The 21,095-nt window shown below is 39.3% G+C and carries 17 protein-coding genes; 8 read left to right on the plus strand and 9 right to left on the minus strand.

Annotated features, from left to right (window positions below):
* Positions 1-42 precede the first annotated feature (42 nt).
* Complete coding sequence (nfuA, locus tag A3Q34_RS11505) at positions 43-621, minus strand: Fe-S biogenesis protein NfuA (RefSeq protein ID WP_070375496.1); 579 nt, start codon at positions 619-621, stop codon at positions 43-45.
* A gap of 244 nt (positions 622-865) precedes the next feature.
* Here nfuA and A3Q34_RS11510 point away from each other — a divergent pair, with 244 nt between their 5' ends.
* The gene (locus A3Q34_RS11510; protein ID WP_070375497.1) at positions 866-3,442 is read left to right on the plus strand and encodes a M14 family zinc carboxypeptidase; all 2,577 of its coding nucleotides are present in this window, start codon (positions 866-868) and stop codon (positions 3,440-3,442) included.
* Between the two features lie 61 nt (positions 3,443-3,503).
* Here A3Q34_RS11510 and A3Q34_RS11515 read toward each other — a convergent pair whose 3' ends face one another.
* Positions 3,504-4,301, minus strand: a complete 798-nt coding sequence (locus A3Q34_RS11515) for a ComF family protein (protein ID WP_070375498.1) — start codon at positions 4,299-4,301, stop codon at positions 3,504-3,506.
* A 68-nt stretch (positions 4,302-4,369) separates the two neighbouring features.
* On the opposite strand from A3Q34_RS11515, the gene bioH reads away from it, so the two are divergent.
* From bioH to A3Q34_RS11530, 3 genes are all read left to right on the plus strand, one after another.
* Positions 4,370-5,170 (plus strand): pimeloyl-ACP methyl ester esterase BioH, encoded by an 801-nt coding sequence (gene bioH / locus A3Q34_RS11520; RefSeq protein WP_197517581.1) that lies wholly within the window; start codon positions 4,370-4,372, stop codon positions 5,168-5,170.
* A 194-nt stretch (positions 5,171-5,364) separates the two neighbouring features.
* Positions 5,365-5,679, plus strand: coding sequence for a hypothetical protein (locus A3Q34_RS11525; RefSeq protein ID WP_070375499.1), 315 nt, complete (start codon positions 5,365-5,367; stop codon positions 5,677-5,679).
* A gap of 3 nt (positions 5,680-5,682) precedes the next feature.
* Positions 5,683-6,666, plus strand: a complete 984-nt coding sequence (locus A3Q34_RS11530; protein ID WP_070375500.1) for a putative metalloprotease CJM1_0395 family protein — start codon at positions 5,683-5,685, stop codon at positions 6,664-6,666.
* Between the two features lie 123 nt (positions 6,667-6,789).
* Here the strand turns inward: A3Q34_RS11530 and pyrE are convergent, their stop codons facing one another.
* Both pyrE and rph read right to left on the minus strand, forming a co-directional pair.
* The gene (pyrE, locus tag A3Q34_RS11535; protein WP_070375501.1) at positions 6,790-7,443 is read right to left on the minus strand and encodes an orotate phosphoribosyltransferase; all 654 of its coding nucleotides are present in this window, start codon (positions 7,441-7,443) and stop codon (positions 6,790-6,792) included.
* A gap of 26 nt (positions 7,444-7,469) precedes the next feature.
* Positions 7,470-8,183: a ribonuclease PH gene (rph, locus tag A3Q34_RS11540; protein WP_070375502.1), complete on the minus strand. Its 714-nt coding sequence runs from the start codon at positions 8,181-8,183 to the stop codon at positions 7,470-7,472.
* A 154-nt stretch (positions 8,184-8,337) separates the two neighbouring features.
* On the opposite strand from rph, the gene A3Q34_RS11545 reads away from it, so the two are divergent.
* The 4 genes from A3Q34_RS11545 (at position 8,338) to A3Q34_RS11560 (ending at position 12,108) form a co-directional block, all read left to right on the plus strand.
* The gene (locus A3Q34_RS11545; protein ID WP_083277985.1) at positions 8,338-8,835 is read left to right on the plus strand and encodes a thioredoxin family protein; all 498 of its coding nucleotides are present in this window, start codon (positions 8,338-8,340) and stop codon (positions 8,833-8,835) included.
* Positions 8,836-8,839: 4 nt separating this feature from the next.
* Entirely contained in the window at positions 8,840-9,559 is a 720-nt protein-coding gene (locus A3Q34_RS11550) for a gluconate 2-dehydrogenase subunit 3 family protein (RefSeq protein ID WP_070375504.1), read from the plus strand.
* Positions 9,556-11,265, plus strand: coding sequence for a GMC family oxidoreductase (locus A3Q34_RS11555; RefSeq protein ID WP_070375505.1), 1,710 nt, complete (start codon positions 9,556-9,558; stop codon positions 11,263-11,265). The genes A3Q34_RS11550 and A3Q34_RS11555 overlap by 4 nt, the downstream gene beginning before the upstream one ends.
* A gap of 237 nt (positions 11,266-11,502) precedes the next feature.
* Entirely contained in the window at positions 11,503-12,108 is a 606-nt protein-coding gene (locus tag A3Q34_RS11560) for an HAD family hydrolase (RefSeq protein ID WP_070375506.1), read from the plus strand.
* 54 nt (positions 12,109-12,162) lie between these two features.
* Here A3Q34_RS11560 and A3Q34_RS11565 read toward each other — a convergent pair whose 3' ends face one another.
* The 5 genes from A3Q34_RS11565 to gltB all read right to left on the minus strand — a co-directional run bounded on the left by A3Q34_RS11565 (position 12,163) and on the right by gltB (position 20,788).
* Positions 12,163-12,828, minus strand: coding sequence for a YceH family protein (locus tag A3Q34_RS11565; protein ID WP_070375507.1), 666 nt, complete (start codon positions 12,826-12,828; stop codon positions 12,163-12,165).
* 138 nt (positions 12,829-12,966) lie between these two features.
* Positions 12,967-13,830 (minus strand): YicC/YloC family endoribonuclease, encoded by an 864-nt coding sequence (locus A3Q34_RS11570; RefSeq protein ID WP_070375508.1) that lies wholly within the window; start codon positions 13,828-13,830, stop codon positions 12,967-12,969.
* A 110-nt stretch (positions 13,831-13,940) separates the two neighbouring features.
* Positions 13,941-14,699: a substrate-binding periplasmic protein gene (locus A3Q34_RS11575; protein ID WP_070375509.1), complete on the minus strand. Its 759-nt coding sequence runs from the start codon at positions 14,697-14,699 to the stop codon at positions 13,941-13,943.
* Positions 14,700-14,878: 179 nt separating this feature from the next.
* Positions 14,879-16,294, minus strand: coding sequence for an FAD-dependent oxidoreductase (locus A3Q34_RS11580; RefSeq protein ID WP_070375510.1), 1,416 nt, complete (start codon positions 16,292-16,294; stop codon positions 14,879-14,881).
* Between the two features lie 33 nt (positions 16,295-16,327).
* Positions 16,328-20,788, minus strand: a complete 4,461-nt coding sequence (gltB, locus tag A3Q34_RS11585; protein WP_070375511.1) for a glutamate synthase large subunit — start codon at positions 20,786-20,788, stop codon at positions 16,328-16,330.
* Positions 20,789-21,095 lie beyond the last annotated feature (307 nt).

The following is a 21,095-nucleotide window of genomic DNA, read 5'->3' on the forward strand; positions in this document are numbered from 1 at the left end:
ACTCAGCAGTCAGTATAGTTGTCGGGTTAACGAACAAATAACTTAATAGTAAGAATGATCACCACGTTCGTGTTCAGTCATATCACGAACACCTTTTATCTCGCCTGCCATTGTTTCGAGAAGTTGTTTTTCGATACCATCTTTTACAGTGACATCAATTTGACTACAACCATTACAGCCACCACCAAATTGTAGAATAGCGAAACCGTCGTCAGTAATTTCCATTAACGTACACTCACCACCATGGCCAGCTAACTGTGGATTAACTTCTGCTTTTAAGAAGTAGTCAACACGTTCGAATAATGGCGCATCGTCATTTACTTTTCTTAATTTAGCATTTGGCGCTTTTAAGGTTAATTGTGAACCCATTTGATCTGTAGTGAAATCAATTTCAGCATCTTCTAAGTACAGCTTACTGTCACCGTCGATATAAGCAGAGAAGTGTTCGAATTTCATTTCAATATCTTCAGGTTCTATCGCGTCAGCTGGGCAGTAAGATACGCCACACTCTGCACTAGCAGTACCTGGGTTAACAACAAATACACGGATACTTGTGCCTTCTGCTTGTTGTTCTAATAATTTAGCGAAATGCGATTGTGCTGTTTCGGAAATATTGATCATCACGGTTATTACTCTCTTACACTTGTTACCAAAATTTCTCTAAAGTTTCTCACGGACCTTAGAGATTGAAAATATTAATACCTGACTAATTTAGTCAGGTATTAATATTTTACGCTGTTATCCACCTATACGCTAGTGAAATTATAGTTAATTGAAATAACAATATGATAAAAAGAGACAGTTATTCTGGTGTGTTTCGATAGATTTTGGTATTTTATTGTTATTGAATTCAAGGATATATTTTATGTTACTACGATTGTTTTTAGCCGTACTGGTCGGTTTTTTTATTTTGTCACCATTGAGTTATGCGGCAAAAGTTACCGACTATTTACCAACCGAACATACTTACAATCAAGCTATTCCTACCCCAGAAAGCTCATTAGGCTTTGGCATTGGCGAGCGACATATTCGTCATGATCAACTTCTCAACTACGTCAAAGTATTAGCAAGCAGCTCAGAGCGGATCACACTAACTGATATTGGACAGACCCAAGAACTACGCCAGCAAGTGTTATTGACGATTTCTTCTAAAGATAATTTAGCTAATTTGAGTGAGATTTTGGCAAAAAGATCAGCCACGGGTAGTACCGATGACATCAGTTCACCGCTAGTCATTTGGCTTGGCTACAGTGTACACGGTGATGAGATTAGTGGCGCTAATGCGGCGATGGCCGTGGCGTATCATTTGGCGGCAAGTGAAAATACTGATATAAAACAAATGCTAGAAAATACCCTGATTGTTATTGAACCAAGTATAAACCCCGATGGCATGGATAGATTTGTGCAATGGGCGAATATGCACCGTGGCAGCACACCTAATGCGGATCCTAATCATATCGAGCATCACCAAGGTTGGCTTACCGGTCGTACCAACCATTTTGGTTTTGATCTTAACCGTGACTGGTTATTACTTGCACAAAAAGAAAGTCAACATAGATTAGCGTATTTTCACCAATATCAGCCTCATGTATTAGGGGATTTTCATGAGATGAGTGCCAATGGCAGTTATTTTTTTCAACCGGGCATCCCAACGCGAACTCACCCATTAACGCCAAGTGCCAATACAGAAATGACACAACTTTTAGCAAGCTATCATGCGAAGGCACTTGATAAAGATAATCGCCTTTATTACAGCCAAGAAAATTTCGATGACTTTTATTACGGTAAAGGATCTACTTACCCAGACATTAACGGTGGAGTCGGTATTTTATTCGAACAAGCAAGTAGCCGAGGCATGCAACAAAACAGTGATAATGGCTTATTAACCTTTGAGTTTGGTATTCAAAATCACGTATTAACTTCACTCTCTACCATTGAGGGGGCATGGAAAAATAAGACCAAGCTACTGATTTATCAGAAAAACTTTTATAAAGAGTCAGAAAAATTGGCTGATCAAGAGAGCTTTAGTGGCTACTTATTACATGAAACACATGATTCTTATCGCCTCAACGTCTTACTTGATAAATTAAAACAACATCAGATCAAGGCCTATCCGCTGACTGACGATTTTCGTTTAGCCGGTGTTGTTTATGCTAAAGAGCATAGCTTTTATGTGCCATTAGACCAGCGTCAGTATCGAGTTATTCAAGCGTTGTTTTCGCAGCAAACTCAGTTCGAAGACAATACCTTTTATGATGTCTCCGGTTGGACAATGCCACTGGCAATGGACATAGACTTTTATCGGGTTGGTCGTACTTGGGGATTAAAACTGGCAGATAATGCTTGGGAGAAGCCAACAAATATAGCGGATAACAGTGGTATTGAGCAACAGGCGTATGCCTACGCATTTGAGTGGCATCATTTTTTAGCCCCAAAATTACTCAATGACTTGCTTAATAAAGGTATTAAAACAAAGGTTGCCACAAAAACTTTTTCTTCACGATTTAAAATTGATGGAAAAATGGTTAATAAAGATTTTGCGCGTGGCAGTATTATTATTCCTGCGGGCATACAAACGCAATTAAATTGGCGTGATATTGTCAGGCAAAGTAGTCAAAAAATTGATATACCTATTAATAGCTTGTCGACGGGATTAACCGTTAAAGGTATAGATATAGGTAGTGGCTCTTTCCAGTTATTATCGCCAGTAAAGGTTTTAATGCTCGGTGGTAAAGGCGTTTCTCAATACGAGAGTGCAGAGATGTTATTTTATCTTGACGATACCCTGTCAATCCCTGTGACGGTTGTAGAGCAGCAGCGTTTAGAAAAAATTGAGTTAAGTGGTTATAGCCATATTATTATGGTTGATGGCAAATACGATTCTCTTGGCCAAGATGGTGTCGATAAAATAGCGGCATGGATAAAAAGTGGCGGTGTTATTTTTGGGCAGAAACGAGCAGCTAAATTTTTATCAGAATATGAATTACTGGCGATGAATTTTGTTACTACTAATGAAATCAACCAGCTATTTGATACGGATAATGTCCGCTACCAAGACAAAGAAGAACTTGCTGGACGTAAACGTATTGCTGGCGCGATTTTTGAGTCAACACTCGATACCTCGCATCCGTTAGCTTATGGTTATACGGATAACCGTTTACCGTTATTTCGCAACAGTACATTAATTTTGCAACATAGTTCAAAGCCCTTTATCTCAGTGGCGAAGTATAATGCACGGCCATTATTGAGCGGTTATGCTGATAAAAATATGGTCAATCGAGTGGCAAATTCTTCAGCTATAGTCGCCCATAATTATGGTAATGGGCGAGTGATTGCCAGTACTGACAATTTAGCTTTTAGAGGCTATTGGTTAGGCAGTTCAAAGTTAATAGCGAACAGCTTATTTTTTGCTAAAGCATTTAACGTTTCTACGACTCATTAATGATTTTTTGAGAGATGAAAAGATTTAAATTGTGTAAAGCTAACACCGTATAAGTTAATTGTTATTGAATTTTTTTATTAGGTAAAGATAAACAAAGGCTTAATACGGTAACTTTTTTAACGCCATTAGCTTTCAATAAACGACAAATTTCATTACACGTAGAGCCTGTTGTGACCACATCATCAAGGAGCAATACGTGTTCAGGTAAACGAGAGTGTTGATCACTTTTATTGACTAAATATTCGCTTGACAGTTTAAAGGCATGACGTAAATTTTTACGGCGGATAACACCGGTTTGACCCGCTTGGCTTTTATCGTGACTAATACGCTGCAATGCATCTGGGCAATAGGGTATTTGTGCAAGGCGGGCAAATTTTTCTGCCAATAAATGCGCTTGATTAAAACCTCGCGTTTGCCATTTTTTCAAATGTATTGGTACGGACAATAGTATGGGTTGATTGGGAAAATTTTTATTTTCATACGGTAAGGCGTTTTTCCATTGTTTAAATAATAAAATACTCAGTAAAGGGACTAATTCAAAACGGCCGTGATACTTTAGTTGCCTGACCCATAAGTCTATGGGCCATTGGTAAGCTGATACTGAGATTAACTGATCAAAAATTCTTTTAGGTAATATAGTATTTATCGCTGGCCAGGTTAATAAATCACCGTGTAATTTTTTTAAATCAAAAAGTGGTAAATCAGCCAAGCAAAAATCACAAATAAGCGCTTGGCTTTGACAGCGACCACCACATAAGTCACAACAACTTAATTGTGTTGTAAACAACTTTAAACGATCAATAAAGTTAAATGAATTTTGTTTTAAATATTGAATAAATTTTACCTGGTTAAATTCCATTTAATACCTTCTTTAAGTAAACTGTCGTTAACTTCGTGTAATAAAAATTAACGGTAATACCCTCTATTATGAGCATGGCAGAAACTTTAAAAATATCGAGTCAAGGGTGCGGACTTCCGCTAGTTTTTATTCATGGCTGGGGATTAAACTCGGGCGTTTGGCAACCGAGTGTCGAGGTATTAAAAGAGCACTTTGAAGTGATCACTGTCGATTTACCTGGTTTTGGTGCCAATTTAGAACACTCAATATCTCCTTATACTTTAGCTGAAGTTGCATCATTAATAGCGCAATCTGTAGCAAAACCTGCGGTATATATAGGTTGGTCGTTAGGTGGTTTGATTGCCAGTGAAATAGCATTAAATTTTCCAAAGCAAGTGAAAGCATTAATCACGGTCGCTAGCTCGCCTTGTTTTGTTGAGCAAGAGAACTGGTTTGGCATTAAGCCGGATGTTTTAGCGATATTTCATCGACAATTAGCAGAAGATACCGCCAAGACGATTAATAACTTTTTAAAAGTTCAGGCGATGGGCAGCCCTCATTTACGTCATGATATTAAATTGCTACGAGAACTCGTTATGCAGTTTCCAATGCCAACCAAATCAACTTTAGATGAGTCGCTGCAATTATTGACAACCGTTGATCAGCGCGAAAGTCTCGCCCAAATATCGATACCCTACTTGCGGTTATACGGAAAGCTTGACGGCTTAGTGCCGCGCAAGGCAATTACAGCTATTACTGCATTATCACCTAACAGTGATGTTGTTATTTTTGAGCAGGCATCACATGCACCTTTTATTTCTCACCCAGAGGCGTTTATCGAAACACTAACGACTTGGCTAGCCCCTTTAGTTGAACGTACTTATCGATAAATCGATCCTTTACTTTTTAGTCGTATTGTATGATAATTGAACAAAGATGTTGCAGGGTTAAATAGCAAAAACTGAGTACTTAGGCCGATTACTTAAGCTAAGTATTTAAATTAAATATGTAAATTAAGTCTGTAAATTTAGTATTTACTTATTTGTACATTGTTATTCTGTTAATAGGTATAGAGGAGTTTGTTATGGAAATACAATCAGCATTAGCAAGTGGTCTACAAGGCTTTCAAAAAGCGCAAGGCGATGTCACAGAAGCTGCAGCAGATATTGCGGCTAACTTAGCTGTTAGTCCTGAAGATTTTGGTATTGGTCAAGAAAACAATACTGATAATGCACCTAGCCCAGATACAGCTAGTAAGAATGCTAATTCAGCAGAATTACCAGACCTTACCAAAGCCGTTGTCGATTTAAAAGTTGCAGAATTTCAAGCGAAAGCGTCCGCAGATGTTATTCAAACAGCTGATGAAACTTTAGGTACGCTATTAGACGTTCGAGCATAACCGATGAACATCACGCCGCAAACGCCTACTCTGTCTATTCCTACTGCGGTTAATCCGCAAACGGATAGCTTGCGTCGTGAAAATAATATCCGCGAAGTTATTGCAAAACCAGCGGCCTCAAACCAGTCTGCAGCAGAAAAAGGGGTAGCTTCTGACAGAGAAAGAGGCAGAACCCCCGCACAGAATAATGAAAATGTTGATTTTGAAAGCATCCGCAAGCAAGCGGAATCAGCAACAAAAACGATTAGCGGTGATAGTAATCGCGAAAGTGGTTCATCGGAGCAACAATCTGCAGCTGAGACTTTTTTAGCAAACGAAAATGCTATTGAAGATGATAGTGAAAATGGTCAAAATTCAGCAAGCTCCCCTGATGGCAAACCGGCTCCTAACAGTCGAGAAGCTTTTACCGAACAAAGAATTATTAATGAGCTACAACTAAGAGATCAAGAAGTACGTGCTCATGAATTGGCACATGCTTCTGTCGGTGGCGCATCAACGGGCTCACCTTCATATACTTTTGAAATGGGTCCTGACGGAAAGAAATATGCTGTTGGTGGTGAAGTTTCAGTAGACCTTTCTACGGTTAATGGCGATCCAAGAGCAACCATAACGAAAATGCAAAAGGTCTATGCCGCCGCACTAGCACCTGCAGATCCATCAATTCAAGACACCCGTGTCGCAGCTTCAGCGTCGAGAGCTATTTTACAAGCGCAAACAGAGCTGGCCGCGATTAGTTCAGCAGAGACCAGTAAAGCAAAAAATGTAACGGTCCAAGGTAAGTCTAGTGATGTCTTTTCAGCAGAAGAAAATCAAGAAACAGAAGATTTTGATACGCTAGTTAATCGCACATTAGCGTCTCAGGACGAAATTATAGCTAACCGTGATAGCTCTGTTGATGAGCGAGCTTTAAGAATTGAAAGCCTCTATGCTGGCATTACTCAAGCTTATGAAAAAGAGCCCAGTTTTCATTTCCAATTAACGGCCTAAAACCTCTTAAGCCTAAACCTCTTAAGTTATTGCGCTATAAAGAAAAAGCCTCATTATTAATAAATAATGAGGCTTTTTATTGTGCTTGTATCATTAAGCTAAAGTGATAGTAATGATTGTCAGCTAAATACCGTAATTCTCACGGTATTTATTAATACTCGCTAAACTTTTCGCTAATGTAGGTTGCAAAGCAAGGTTCTCTTCAAGGTAAGTGACCACGTCAGCTAGGGTAACAATGGCAATAACTTGTGTACCAAAGTCACGTTCAACTTCTTGAATAGCAGATAATTCACCTTGGCCTTTTTCTTGGCGGTCAAGAGCAATTAATACACCTGACAATTGAGCGCCATGGGCCTTAATAATTTCCATTGATTCACGAATAGCAGTACCCGCAGTAATAACGTCGTCCACTAACATTATTTTACCTTGTAAAGGAGAGCCAACTAAGCTTCCACCTTCACCGTGAGTTTTTGCTTCCTTACGGTTAAAGCAATAAGGTATGTCCATACCGTGATGATCGGCTAATGCTACCGCAGTGGTGGTTGCAATTGGAATGCCCTTATAAGCTGGACCGAAAAGCAAATCAAACGCGATAGTAGAATCAACCAGTGCTTGTGCGTAAAAACGACCCAAGCGTGCTAAATCACCGCCGGTATTAAATAAACCCGCATTAAAAAAGTATGGACTTGTACGGCCTGACTTCAAAGTGAATTCACCAAAGCGTAGTACTTCTTTCGCTAGAGCAAATTCAATAAATTCACGTTGATAATCTTTCATCTTTATTCCCACTTTAATCAGAGTGTTTAGCTAAGCGCTAACTTTTGTAAATCAAATAATTCGTTAATACTGTCTTTTGCTAACGCTAGCATATTGTGCATTTCATCAAAACTAAACGGCGCTTCTTCTGCTGTGCCTTGAATTTCAATCAATTTACCTGTGTCTGTCATAACGACATTCATATCGGTATCGGCAGCAGAATCTTCTGGGTAATCAAGATCCGAAACGGCTTCACCTTTATAAATACCAACAGAAACTGCTGCTATCATGTGCTTTAATGGATTAGTTTTAATAATATCTTTAGCGCGCATATAATTTAAAGCATCGACTAATGCGACACAAGCACCGGTAATTGAAGCAGTACGTGTACCGCCATCAGCTTGTATAACATCGCAATCGACGCTAATGGTATTTTCACCTAGGGCTTTCAAATCGACAGCTGCGCGCAATGCACGAGCGATTAAACGAGATATTTCCAACGTACGACCACTTTGTTTACCGTTAGCTGCTTCTCTGCGCATACGAGTGTGTGTAGAGCGAGGTAACATGCCATACTCTGCTGTGATCCAACCTTTACCTTGTCCTTTTAAAAAACGTGGTACACCGACTTCTACTGAGGCAGTACAAATAACTTTGGTGTCGCCAAATTCAATTAATACTGAACCTTCAGCATGAGTAGTAAATTGACGAGTAATGGTTACAGGACGTATTTGACCTGGAGTTCTGCCGCTTGGACGCATGTTAATATACCTATGGTGAAATAATTGTTGCGCATTATAATCGTTCAGCAACAAATTTGACATAATGACGTGAAAACAATTTGAAATATAGTTAGTCTAATTAGGGTCTAGTTAGCAGTACTTTACAATATCCTAATTTATATTGAGTCTATTTATGAAAAGCTTTGTTGTGTTAATGCTTGTTACTTTCGCCTCTTTTTTGTTAATAACACCCGCCTCAGCCATTAACGCTGATGATTTACCTAAATACAGTAAAGTCTATGATGAAAAAAGCGATCCCTTTAAAGATGCGAATGCGGCAATAAAGCTTGCTCAAAAAACTCAGCGTAATGTGCTAATCGAAATTGGTGGTAACTGGTGCAGTTGGTGTAAAAAAATGGATGTTTTTTTGGCTGAAAACCCTGAGGTTTATCAGAAGCTCCATAGTGAGTTTGTCTTGTTAAAAATAAGCGTCAGTGACAGTAATGAAAATGAAGCGTTTATGAAATCTTTACCACCCGTTTTAGGCTATCCTCATATGTACGTATCAACAAGTAGCGGTAAAATGCTTTTATCAAAAGATACTGCCGAATTACTCGTTGGTGAACAATATTCTAAAGAACAGTGGTTAGCCTTTCTTAATAAATGGCAAAGCAGTGAGACAAAAGGATAAATCAATGTCAGGTACAGCATTAAATAAAATCAACAGCTTCTTTGATAAAAATTATCAAACACCATCTTGGTTATCACATAAGTTTTCTCGTCGTAAATTATTGAAATCAGCGGCGGGAGCAACGGCAATCTCTGCACTTCCTGCGGTAGCGTTCAGTCAACATGAAAAAGATAAAGTGTTTGAGACTTTGCAGGCAGAGCCTTGGTTAACCTTGAATGCCGTGGTTGATCATCTCTTACCAGAATCAAGTAGTGGTCCAAGCGCCAAAGAGTTACAAGTCGTTGTTTATTTATATAACGTTGTTTATCAGCAACCCACTGAAAAAAGTGAAATTGACTTTATTTTTAAAGGTGTCGGTTGGTTAAATGGTTATACAAAAAACCAATTACAAAAAACCTTTACTGAGTTAAGCAAAGTCGAAAAAGAAACCATGTTACGAGGGATAAGTGGCTCGAGAGCTGGCGAAAACTGGCTCAATAATCTACTGGGTTATATTTTTGAAGCTATGTTATCGCCACCCGCTTATGGCGGTAATCCAAAAGGCACAGGTTGGCAATGGCTAGAGCATCAAGCGGGCTTTCCATTACCTGAAGCGGGTCAACGTTATTTCGAGTTACCCAAACGTTCGGTGACCGGTGATAAAAGTGCCAACAACATTATTCAATCAAAAGACTTATTAGCAAATAAAAAGTGGTCGACAGTTAAAGGAAGTAACAAAGCATGAGTTTTGATATTTGCATAGTTGGTAGTGGTGCAGGGGCCTCACCTGTCGCTTATACATTAGCTAAAGCGGGCGCTAAAGTATTAATACTGGAAAAAGGTCCGTGGTTAACCGAGAAAGAATTTTTCAAAGATGAATTAGCGATTAGTTTACGTGATGCTTATAATCCCAAACTGGCTGATGAACAGCATGTTATTGAAGAAGAATATCAAACCGCTGACGGAGAAAACTATTGGCAAGGCGAGCCAACAAGTGAGTCGGGCTGGAGCTTCTGGAACGGTAATGTTGTCGGTGGTTCATCTAACTTTATGAGTGGTTATTTTCATCGATTAAAGCCGGTAGATTTTAAGTTAAAGTCAACCTTTGGTGATATTGAAGGCGCTAATATTGTCGATTGGCCGATCAGTTATCACGAGCTTGAACCTTTTTATGCGCAAGTAGAACGAGATGTTGGTGTCTCGGGGAAAGTTGTTTCACACCCTCATCAAGAACCACGCTCAACCGATTTCCCATACCCGCCATTAGTTGATCATCAAGTATCAGACTGGATTGACAAAGCAGCAAAAAATATTGGCTATCACTCAATGCCAGTACCTCGTGCCATCTTATCGACTCCAGCCATGGGACGAAAAAGTTGCGAGTATTCAGGGTATTGTAGTAGCTATGGTTGTTCAACCGGTGCCAAAGGTAGTGGTCGAGCTGCTTTGTTAAACCATGCTGTGGCAACGGGAAATTTAACCATTAAAGCGAATGCTAAGGTTTATCATATAGCGAGTGATGATGAAGGTAAAATATCTGCCATCCATTATTACGACTCACAAGGTCGAGAACAAAAAGCCACAGCAAAAATTTATGTTGTTGCTTGTCAAGCGGTTGAAACATCACGTTTATTGCTGGCTTCCAAAGGGAAAAAATTCCCACAAGGGCTTGCGAACAATAGCGGTCAAGTGGGTAAAAATTTAGTGTTTAGTGGTGGAGGTACCGGTAAGGGAGACTTTTTGTTTGCTGATTTAACAACGCAAAAGCAAGCTCAATTAAAGCAAGTGGGCCCTTTTATAAATCGTGCTTTGCAAGACTGGTATCAAATTGACGATAAAAGTTTCTCTGGTGCTAATCAACAAGGTCAAGCGAAAGGCGGCACCATAGACTTTCTTTTTTATCAAAACCCTATTGCTCGTGCACAAGGGCAACAATTTAATGATGCAAATGAGTTAGTGTGGGGCGAGCAATTACAGAAAAACTTAAAAGAAGAATTTACCACTTATAAAACCTTACGTTTTGAAGTCTTTAATGACTGGTTACCCACCGACGATTGTTTTGTTAGTTTAGACACGGAAGTCACTGATAAATGGGGACAAGCAGTCGCCAAGGTAAGAATTGGTGCACACCAACATGATAGGGTGGTTGGAGAGTATCTAGCGGAGAAAGGCAAGAAGTTGCTGGAAAGTATGGGTGCAAAAAATATTACTAGCTCTGTCAGCAGCTACCCGCCAACAAACTTAATGGCAGGAGGTTGCCGGTTCGGTAACGACCCCAAAACATCGGTATTGAATAAATACTGTCAAGCCCATGAAGTCAATAATTTATATGTTACCGATGGCTCATTTATGCCCACAGGCGGTAGTGTTCCCTACACGTTTACCATTTATGCCAATGCATTTCGAGTTGCAGAGCATATTAAACACCGTTGGCAAGAGTCTATCATTTAGCCATTGTTATTGGGGGGGTGTTGTGAGGAGATAGAAGCATTCCCTCACAACAGTTTATTGATTAGGTTTTAACGAGACATCAATTTTCTAAGGCTAATCGACGAGTCTGATCTGAATTCGCTATAGCCACGTATTACTGCACAGTTTAATTATAACTTGGTGTAATAAATTGCTAATCAAAGCGAATGTTATTATTACACTTAATTCGTTTGTCCGATAACGAGGAGTAATACAGTATTGTTAGCACATAAACCATTAGGGGTGATATTTGATCTCGACAACACCTTGGTCTCTTCATCTTTAGATTTTGACAGTATAAGAGCTTCCTTGGGGTGTCCAAAAGGCATAGATTTATTAGATTTTATTGATGCTTTACCCGAACATCATCAAGTTGAAGCTCATGAGGTGATAGTAGAATATGAAATAAATGATGCTATGACAGCAAATAAGTTGGCGGGAACCGACCAAATTTTAACTTTATTAGCTGAGTTGTCTTTACCTTGTGCGATTGTTACCAGAAATTGTCGACAAGCAGCGACGATAAAAGTAAAAAACAATAATATCGATATTGAGATATTACTGACCCGAGAAGATCACAAAGCTAAACCAGCCCCTGATGCGTTACTACATTTAGCTGAGCTTTGGCAGATAGCCCCTGAAAACTTATTGTATGTTGGTGATTATTTATATGACTTGCAAGCGGCGCGAAATGCTAACACCATGTCTTGTCTTATCAATTATGGTATAACAGCAAGCTATGAAAATTTGGCAGATGTTGTCGTTCACGACCTTAATGAATTAAGCGAGACAATTAAGCAAGTATCGATTGTAGAACATGCATAATGGAACTATCTGCATGTTCTTTACTTAAGACCTGCATGCGCAGTAAATCGTTAATTACTTATTTTCAAGTAATGCTGTTAGACATGATACTTGTTCGCTCAATACGGTAACTTGCCTTTCTAGATCTGCTACTCTTTGCTCCAGACGAGGCTGATTTTCAGATGAACTATCGTCTATATCGACAATGTTAGTATCAGCTAATTGATTTTCATGGGTATCAGAAAGTAAATGAACGTAGCGAGAATCACGTTTGCCAGGCTCTCGCGCTAGCTTTTTGACTAATATCTTACTGTTTAAATTTTGCAATTGATGCAAAGTCGTTTCAACTTCACTGACATCGGTAAAGTCAGCTAAACGATTGGTACGAGTTCTTAACTCTCCCGGGGTTTGCGGCCCTCTTAGTAATAACACACAAATAATGGCTTTTTGCTGGCGTGTAAATTTTAAATGACCAAACTCAGTATCACAAAAACGATGAAAATATTTATTTACCCTTACCGAAGCTTTTCTATCTACCATTAATTGATTCATTTCTACCAATTCATCAACTAAGTTTTGCACATCACTTTCAGAAAAGTTCGTTACCGGCTCACGGTTACTTTTTTGATTACAGCCTAGGGTAATACCATTTAATGAGAGTGGGTATTGCTCAGGTGTTGTGATTTCTTTCTCAAGCATTACACCAATAATGCGGCATTGGTTGGCGGATAGTGTGATCATTTTTAAAGTTTCCTGACAAAAGTCTTTGCTGATGTTATACCAAGCTATGTCTATATTTACTATGTTAAGTTGTTTTATCAGCCATAAAAAAAGCCATAGTTTGCTATGGCTTTTAAAAGAATAAGACCTACTTAATATCTATTCTATATTCGCGATCTGCTCACGCATTTGCTCGATAAGTACTTTTAGTTCTACGGCTGCATTGGTGGTATCAACATTAATCGATTTAGATCCTAAGGTATTCGCTTCACGATTAAATTCTTGCATCATAAAATCTAGGCGACGACCTTGTGCACCGCCTTTTGTCAGGATGCTTCTTGTCTCTTTTACATGGCTAAATAGGCGATCAAGTTCTTCGTCAACATCCATTTTTTGCGCAAGTAATACTAGCTCTTGTTCAACTCGGCTTGAATCTAGCTCAATTTTGGCGTCAGTGAATTTATCGGTGATCCGCTTACGCTGCCATGCAATGATTTCAGGCATAAATGCTTTTACTTTGTCTGACTGCTCAATAATACCTTCAAGACGTTGTTCAATTAATACTTTTAAGTTTTCTCCTTCACTTGCCCGAGCATCAATAAAGTCTTTTAGCGCTTGTTCAAATCCTTCCAAAATTTCCTTTTGAATGTTGGTCATATCGGCTTCTTCAGCTTCCATGACACCAGGCCATCGCATGATTTCTAAAGGATTTAATTGACTATTAAGTGTTTGTTCGTTTATCCAACCTGCGTGCTGCAGCAGTTGTTCAGCTAAGCCTTTATTAAGTGATAAATTGTTTTTTGCTGATGGGTTAGCATTGAAACGCAAACTGCACTCTACTTTGCCACGATTTAATTGTTTACGAAATCGCTCGCGCAATGCCGGTTCAATGCTACGAAATTGTTCTGGTAAACGGAAGTAAGTTTCCAAAAATCGTTGATTTACAGATCGAATTTCCCAAACTGCATTACCCCAATCACCTTTCACTTCAAAGCGAGAAAAAGCCGTCATACTATGGATCATATTGTTGTCCGTTTACTGAATCTAAAAATTAAGGTAATTATGCCAAACGCGTAATCAGGTAGCTACTATATTTTATACGCTTAAAGAATGAATTTCTATTTATACGAGGGTTAATCTAATTTCCATTTTTCTTTAATTTTTGCAAGTTGACCTGTGGTTACTAGTTGTTGAAATGCCGTTTGGTATTTTTTTATCAATGTCGGTGACGTATCAAGACTAAAGGCAATACTGAGTTTGTTATTTAAAGCGGCTACTTCGTTTAACCTTTGTAATTCATTAAAATCATAGCCCAGATTTTTAGCTCTGGTTTCTATGGTGATTTGTGTGGCAAGTATTAGGTCAACTCTATCAATAAATAGCATATTCATGGTTTGTCGCTCGTTAGCAAGTTGGTAAATATTGGAGAAGTCTTGAGCGAGTAAATATTGTGCTGAATTAGAATTTCTAGAAACAGCGATCTTACGGTTTTTTAATGCGGAAACTTTATAGTTAGTTTTAGCGTAATGTTTTTTTAATCCCCAAAAATATAAGCGCTCTTCTTTAAGGGCACCGATCCAATGAAATTTTTTATTTCTAAGCTTTGTATGTGCAATAGAGTAAATTAAAACATTAGGGGTATGAAGTGCAACGTCGTATGCCCTTGCCCAAGGCATTATCTGAATCTTAGGATGGTCTTCAGTTATTTTAAATAAAGCTTCAACGACTTCAGTAGAAAAACCACCTAAGCTACTATCAGGATTTTTAATTTGATAAGGCTCTAGAAGCTCGGTAACAACTTCAATGACTTCAGTTTTACCATTAAATGGTAGCAATAAAAGGAAAAAAGTTATTGTTAAAATGGTGAGGTAATTGTTAGATAATTTGATCATATATATTTTAAGTATCCGTAATATACTCAGTAGCAATACTATTTATAAACTTTAACTAAGATTTCTATTTTATTTTTATTAATATAGCTCACTTTGTTTGAATGGGTGGTTATATTATTAAATTTAGACATAAAAAAAAGCAGCCCAGGCTGCTTTTTAAAATAAACGCTAGAAATAGCTTAACTTAGCACAAAGTCTAAAATACCTATTGCTGCTTTTCGGCCCTGATCAACAGCTGTAACAACAAGGTCTGAACCTAGCACCATATCACCACCGGCAAAAATATTTTGTTTAGTGGTTTGTAAAGCAAATTCACTATTATCAGCGGCTAACACCAGTCCACGTTTATCTATTTCAACGCCGGCATCTTTCATCCATTGTGGTGGGCTAGGTAAGAAACCAAAAGCAATAACGACGGCGTCAGCTTCCATAATAAACTCACTACCCGCTATCGGTTCAGGGCTTCTTCTGCCTTTCGCATCCGCAGCACCTAGTTGAGTTTTTACAAATTTAACACCACAGGCGTTACCTTCTTTATCAACAGCAATATCAAGAGGCTGGATGTTAAATTGAAAGTTAACACCTTCTTCTTTAGCATTTTGAACCTCACGTGGTGAACCCGGCATATTGGCTTCGTCACGACGATAAGCACAGGTTACTTCGGTAGCACTTTGACGAATTGAGGTACGTACACAATCCATTGCCGTATCACCACCACCGAGTACAATGACTTTCTTATTTTCAAAACTGATAAAAGGTTTAGCATTTTCAGTAATTTTCATTAAGTTTTGTGTATTACCGATTAAGAAATCGAGTGCGGTATAAACACCCGCAGCGTCTTCGTGTTCAAAGCCTCCTGTCATATCTGTGTAGGTGCCGAGTGCTAAAAATACCGCGTCGTACTCTTCACTTAATGAATCAATGGTAATATCAACACCGACATTAACATTTAATCTAAATTCAATGCCCATGCCTTCAAAGATTTCACGACGCGTTTGAATAACATCTTTTTCTAGTTTGAATGACGGAATACCAAAAGTGAGCAAGCCACCTATTTGAGCATGTTTGTCGTAAACAACAGCGTCGATACCATTACGTGTTAGTACGTCAGCACAAGATAAACCTGCAGGGCCAGCACCAATAACAGCAACACGTTTGTTCACTTTTACTACGTCTGATAAGTCGGGTTTCCACCCTTGTGCAAACGCAGTGTCGGTAATATATTTTTCGATATTACCAATAGTAACCGCACCAAAATCTTCATTTAATGTACAGGCAGACTCACAGAGTCTGTCTTGTGGACAAACACGGCCACACATTTCAGGTAAGCTATTTGTTTGATGACATAAGTCAGCCGCTTCAAAAATCTTACCTTCGGTAACCAACTCTAACCATTGTGGAATATAATTGTGAACAGGGCATTGCCACTCACAATAAGGATTACCACAATCTAAACAACGGTCTGCTTGGCCAGCACTTTGGTCAGTACTCAATGGCTGATAGATTTCAACAAAATTTATTTTACGTTGTTCAATCGCTTTTTTAGGCGGATCGATGCGTTTAACATCGATAAATTGATAAACATTTTTACTCATACTGTTTTCCCTTAATTCGCATTCTCGACACGACTACTGTGCTTGAACGCGAAGTTCAGCAGATGAACGACTACGATGACCTAATAAGGTTTTAACATCGGTTGCCGTAGGTTTAACTAATTTAAATCGTGGTGCGTAAGCATCAAAGTTAGCTAATATTTCTTGAGCGCGTGCACTACCTGTTTCATCAAAATGTTGGTTAATAATACCGCGTAAATGTTCTTGATGAATAGTCAGATCACTTATTGGTAATAACTCGATGGATTCGCTATTTAAGCGGATATCTAAATCACCTAATTCATCAAACACATAAGCAAAACCACCTGTCATACCGGCACCAAAGTTTACACCAACTTGCCCAAGAATGGTCACTATGCCACCCGTCATGTATTCACAAGCATGATCGCCAGTGCCTTCAATTACAGCATGAGCACCCGAGTTACGCACCGCAAAGCGCTCACCCGCACGGCCACAGCCATAAAGTCTGCCACCGGTTGCGCCATATAAACAAGTATTACCCATGATCATGGTTTTATGACTTAAATACTCAACACCTTTAGGTGGCTTGATGGTTAGCTTACCGCCAGTCATTCCTTTACCAACGTAATCATTGGCATCACCGGTCAGGGTCATTTCTAAGCCACCGGCATTCCAAACACCAAAACTTTGGCCAGCGGTGCCATTAAGATAAATTTTAATAGGAGATGACGCCATACCTTGGTCACCATGATGACGAGCAATTTCACCCGATAATGATGCGCCGACAGAGCGATCAGTGTTTTGTATAGAAAAACGGAACTCGCCGCCTGCGCTGTGTGAAACAGCATCAGTACAAGCCGCCAATATTTCTTTATTTAGTACGCCTTTGTCAAAGGGATTATTTCCTTCTGTTTGATAAAGAGCCGTATCAGCACCCGCTACAACAGGCGCAATAATTGGTGATAAATCTAACTTTTGCTGCTTAGCGGTTAAACCTGTCAGTTGAACGAGTAGGTCGGTTCGACCAATTATCGCTGTTAAGCTTTCGACCCCTAAACGGGCTAAAATTTCACGCACCTCTTGGGCAATAAACTTAAAGTAGTTCATGACTTGCTCAGGTAAACCTTTAAAGAATTTTTCACGTAAAACATCGTCTTGTGTTGCAACACCTGTAGCACAATTATTTAAATGACAAATACGTAAGAATTTACAGCCCAGAGTGACCATAGGCGCGGTACCAAAACCAAAGCTTTCTGCGCCTAAAATTGCCGCTTTAACAATGTCGATACCAGTTTTTAATCCGCCGTCAACTTGTAAACGTACTTTATGACGCAAACCGTTAGTCACTAATGACTGGTGTGCTTCGGCTAAACCTAATTCCCATGGACAACCGGCATACTTAACCGAACTCAATGGACTAGCTGCAGTACCACCGTCGTAACCGGAAATGGTAATAAAATCGGCGTAAGCTTTAGCAACACCAGAAGCGATAGTGCCAACACCAGGTCCTGACACCAGTTTTACTGAAATAACCGCTTTAGGGTTAACTTGTTTTAAATCAAAAATAAGCTGAGCTAAATCTTCAATTGAATAAATATCATGATGTGGTGGTGGAGAAATCAAGGTCACACCGGGTACTGAAAAGCGCAACTTAGCAATTAACGGTGAAACCTTATCACCGGGTAATTGACCACCTTCGCCGGGTTTTGCACCTTGAGCGACTTTTATTTGTAGTACATCGGCATTAACTAAGTAATGCGGTGTCACCCCAAATCTGCCAGAAGCAATTTGTTTGATACGTGAATTTTTTACGGTACCAAAGCGGCGTTCGTCTTCACCCCCTTCACCTGAATTTGAATAACCGCCTAAACGGTTCATGGCAATTGCCAATGCTTCATGAGCTTCAGGGCTTAATGCACCAATAGACATAGCGGCACTATCAAAGCGTTTAAACATTTCAGTATCAGGTTCTACTTTGCTGATATCTATGGCTTGGGTATCTTCTTTAAAGCCCAATAAATCACGTAACGTTGCCACAGGGCGATTATTTACTTGATCGGCAAACAGGCGGTAATCCGCATAATCGCCAGATTGAACTGCTTTTTGTAGGTAAGTCACGACATCAGGGTTATAAGCGTGGTATTCACCGCCATGTACATACTTAAGTAAGCCGCCGTGATTGACTTTTTGATGTGCTAAAAAGGCTTTGCGAGCAAGGTTAATGTTGTCTTGTTCTATGTCTGAAAAATCAGCGCCTTGAATACGACTTGGTAAATCAGGGAAGCATATTTTCATGATATTTTGATGCAAACCAATCACTTCAAACAAACCTGCACAACGGTAGCTGGCGATTGTTGAAATACCCATCTTAGATAATATTTTCAACAAGCCTTTATTAATGCCATCACGATAGTTCATTACAGCTTGACGCGCCGTTAACTCAATTTGTCCTTGTTCAACTAATTGCTCAATTGTCTCAAAAGCAAGGTAAGGATAAACAGCGGTAGCGCCTAAACCTAGTAACACAGCAAAGTGATGTGAATCTCTTGCCGATGCCGTTTCAACAATTATATTTGAGTCACAACGTAATTGTGTTTCAACTAAGCGTTGTTGTACTGCGCCAACTGCCATCGCTGCAGGTATAGGTAAAAACCCTTTATCAATTTGACGGTCTGAAAGTATTAAAATAACGGTGTTTTTATCACGAACTAATGTCTCGGCTTCATCACATAAACGGATAATCGCCGCTTGTAAACCTTCTTCTGTGCGGTAATTTAAGTTCAGTGTGTCGCTGCGGTAATGCTCAGGGGCAAGTTCACGTAGCTGCTTTAATCCGGTATACATTAATATAGGTGTTGCAAACAAAATTCTGTCGGCATGGCCTGTTGTTTCGTTAAAAACATTATGTTCACGACCAATGCAGGTACCCAGCGACATAACATAGCGTTCACGTAATGGATCTATGGGTGGATTTGTTACTTGAGCAAATTGCTGGCGGAAATAATCATAAATTGTTCGAGGTTGACTTGAAAGTACTGCCATAGGGGTGTCATCGCCCATAGAACCCGTTGCTTCCATGCCATTTTCAGCCAATGTTTTCACAATTTGATGAATTTCTTCGTAACTGTAATTAAACATTTTATGGTATTGCGATAGGCCTTTATCATCAAAAATACGCTTACCAATAAGTTCGGCATCGAGTTGATGAAAGGGCACTAAACGGCGGATGTTTTTATCCAACCATTCACGGTAAGGATGGCGAACTTTTAGTTCTTCATCAATATCGGTAGAAGTGAATATTTTGCCGGTGTAAGTATCAATGGCAAGCATTTCACCTGGGCCGACACGACCTTTTTCGACCACTTCATCTTCACCGTAATCCCAAATACCTACTTCAGAGGCAAGGGTGATAAAACCATCACGAGTAATAACATAACGAGCAGGACGCAAGCCGTTTCTGTCTAAATTACAGGCAACATGGCGACCATTGGTAACCACAACGCCGGCTGGGCCGTCCCATGGTTCCATATGCATAGAATTAAATTCGTAAAACGCTTTTAAGTCTTCATCCATTAACGGACTATTTTGCCAAGCAGGTGGCATTAATAAACGCATACCTCGGTATAAATCCATACCGCCAGCAAGGAATAATTCAAGCATGTTATCTAGTGATGATGAGTCAGAACCACTTTCATTAACAAAGGGCGCAGCATCTTGAAGATCGGGTAATAAAGGTGATTTAAAGATGTGGGTACGAGCACGACTCCACTGTCGGTTACCTTTAATTGTATTAATTTCACCGTTATGAGCCAAATAACGAAAAGGCTGTGCTAAATGCCATTGTGGAGAAGTATTGGTTGAAAAACGTTGATGAAAAACACAAATGGCCGTTTGCATGCGAATATCAGCAAGGTCTAAATAAAAGTTAGGTAAGTCTACCGGCATCATTAAGCCTTTATAGATAGTTACCAAGCACGACAAAATTGCCACATAAAAAACGCTATCTTCAATGCGTTTTTCTGCACGACGACGTGCCATAAATAAACGGCGTTCTAAATCTCGATTTCTCCAGCCCGGAGGAGCATCAACAAAAACCTGCTCTATTTGCGGCATGTTATTGACAGCCGTTTCACCTAGCATAGAAGTATCAGTAGGCACTATGCGCCAGCCAATAAGTGTTAAGGTTTCACGCGCTAACTCTTCTTCAAGAATCTTTTTACTTAAAGCGGCTTGAATAGGGTCAGGATTGAGGAAAATCATACCTACAGCGTATTTTTTGCCAAGCTTCCAGTTGTTTTCTTCGGCAATAGCTCGAAAGAAGGTATCAGGTTTTTGCATCAACAAGCCACAACCGTCACCTGTTTTACCATCAGCAGCAATACCGCCACGATGTTGCATGCGATCAAGGGCATGAATTGCCGTTTTTACTAGTTTATGACTTGCTTCACCTTGTTGGTGAGCAATTAAGCCGAATCCGCAGTTGTCTTTTTGAACGCTGTGATCGTAAAGCATGATGTTATTTTCTCCTCAGGAAATAACCACTTGAGCACAGAGAACATGTTAAAGGAATAAAGTTATACAAATAATGCATAAATACTCTGTTTTCACTCAGGTGGAACCCTTCACATTAAACACTTATCGATAAAAGGTCAATCAAAATAGAGTATTTGCTCGTAGTTTTTGTACATTAGTGTAACTATATGTTTTTATTGGTTATTGCTTGTGTAGGTTGGTTTTGTTGATTTAATCGCCTATTTTTTAAGCTGTTATCAATAGCTTTTAGCGAGTTGAGAATGATTTTTGTTTACTTTGTTGTAATTTA

Origin of the sequence: Colwellia sp. PAMC 20917 (assembly GCF_001767295.1) — a bacterium.
Lineage (GTDB): Bacteria > Pseudomonadota > Gammaproteobacteria > Enterobacterales > Alteromonadaceae > Colwellia_A.

Excerpts from the sequence above, each read along its gene's own strand:
- nfuA (WP_070375496.1), bottom strand. The coding sequence starts at position 621 with ATGATCAATATTTCCGAAACAGCACAATCGCATTTCGCTAAATTATTA.
- A3Q34_RS11510 (WP_070375497.1), top strand. The coding sequence starts at position 866 with ATGTTACTACGATTGTTTTTAGCCGTACTGGTCGGTTTTTTTATTTTG.
- A3Q34_RS11515 (WP_070375498.1), bottom strand. The coding sequence starts at position 4,301 with ATGGAATTTAACCAGGTAAAATTTATTCAATATTTAAAACAAAATTCA.
- bioH (WP_197517581.1), top strand. The coding sequence starts at position 4,370 with ATGAGCATGGCAGAAACTTTAAAAATATCGAGTCAAGGGTGCGGACTT.
- A3Q34_RS11525 (WP_070375499.1), top strand. The coding sequence starts at position 5,365 with ATGGAAATACAATCAGCATTAGCAAGTGGTCTACAAGGCTTTCAAAAA.
- A3Q34_RS11530 (WP_070375500.1), top strand. The coding sequence starts at position 5,683 with ATGAACATCACGCCGCAAACGCCTACTCTGTCTATTCCTACTGCGGTT.
- pyrE (WP_070375501.1), bottom strand. The coding sequence starts at position 7,443 with ATGAAAGATTATCAACGTGAATTTATTGAATTTGCTCTAGCGAAAGAA.
- rph (WP_070375502.1), bottom strand. The coding sequence starts at position 8,183 with ATGCGTCCAAGCGGCAGAACTCCAGGTCAAATACGTCCTGTAACCATT.
- A3Q34_RS11545 (WP_083277985.1), top strand. The coding sequence starts at position 8,338 with ATGAAAAGCTTTGTTGTGTTAATGCTTGTTACTTTCGCCTCTTTTTTG.
- A3Q34_RS11550 (WP_070375504.1), top strand. The coding sequence starts at position 8,840 with ATGTCAGGTACAGCATTAAATAAAATCAACAGCTTCTTTGATAAAAAT.
- A3Q34_RS11555 (WP_070375505.1), top strand. The coding sequence starts at position 9,556 with ATGAGTTTTGATATTTGCATAGTTGGTAGTGGTGCAGGGGCCTCACCT.
- A3Q34_RS11565 (WP_070375507.1), bottom strand. The coding sequence starts at position 12,828 with ATGATCACACTATCCGCCAACCAATGCCGCATTATTGGTGTAATGCTT.
- A3Q34_RS11570 (WP_070375508.1), bottom strand. The coding sequence starts at position 13,830 with ATGATCCATAGTATGACGGCTTTTTCTCGCTTTGAAGTGAAAGGTGAT.
- A3Q34_RS11575 (WP_070375509.1), bottom strand. The coding sequence starts at position 14,699 with ATGATCAAATTATCTAACAATTACCTCACCATTTTAACAATAACTTTT.
- A3Q34_RS11580 (WP_070375510.1), bottom strand. The coding sequence starts at position 16,294 with ATGAGTAAAAATGTTTATCAATTTATCGATGTTAAACGCATCGATCCG.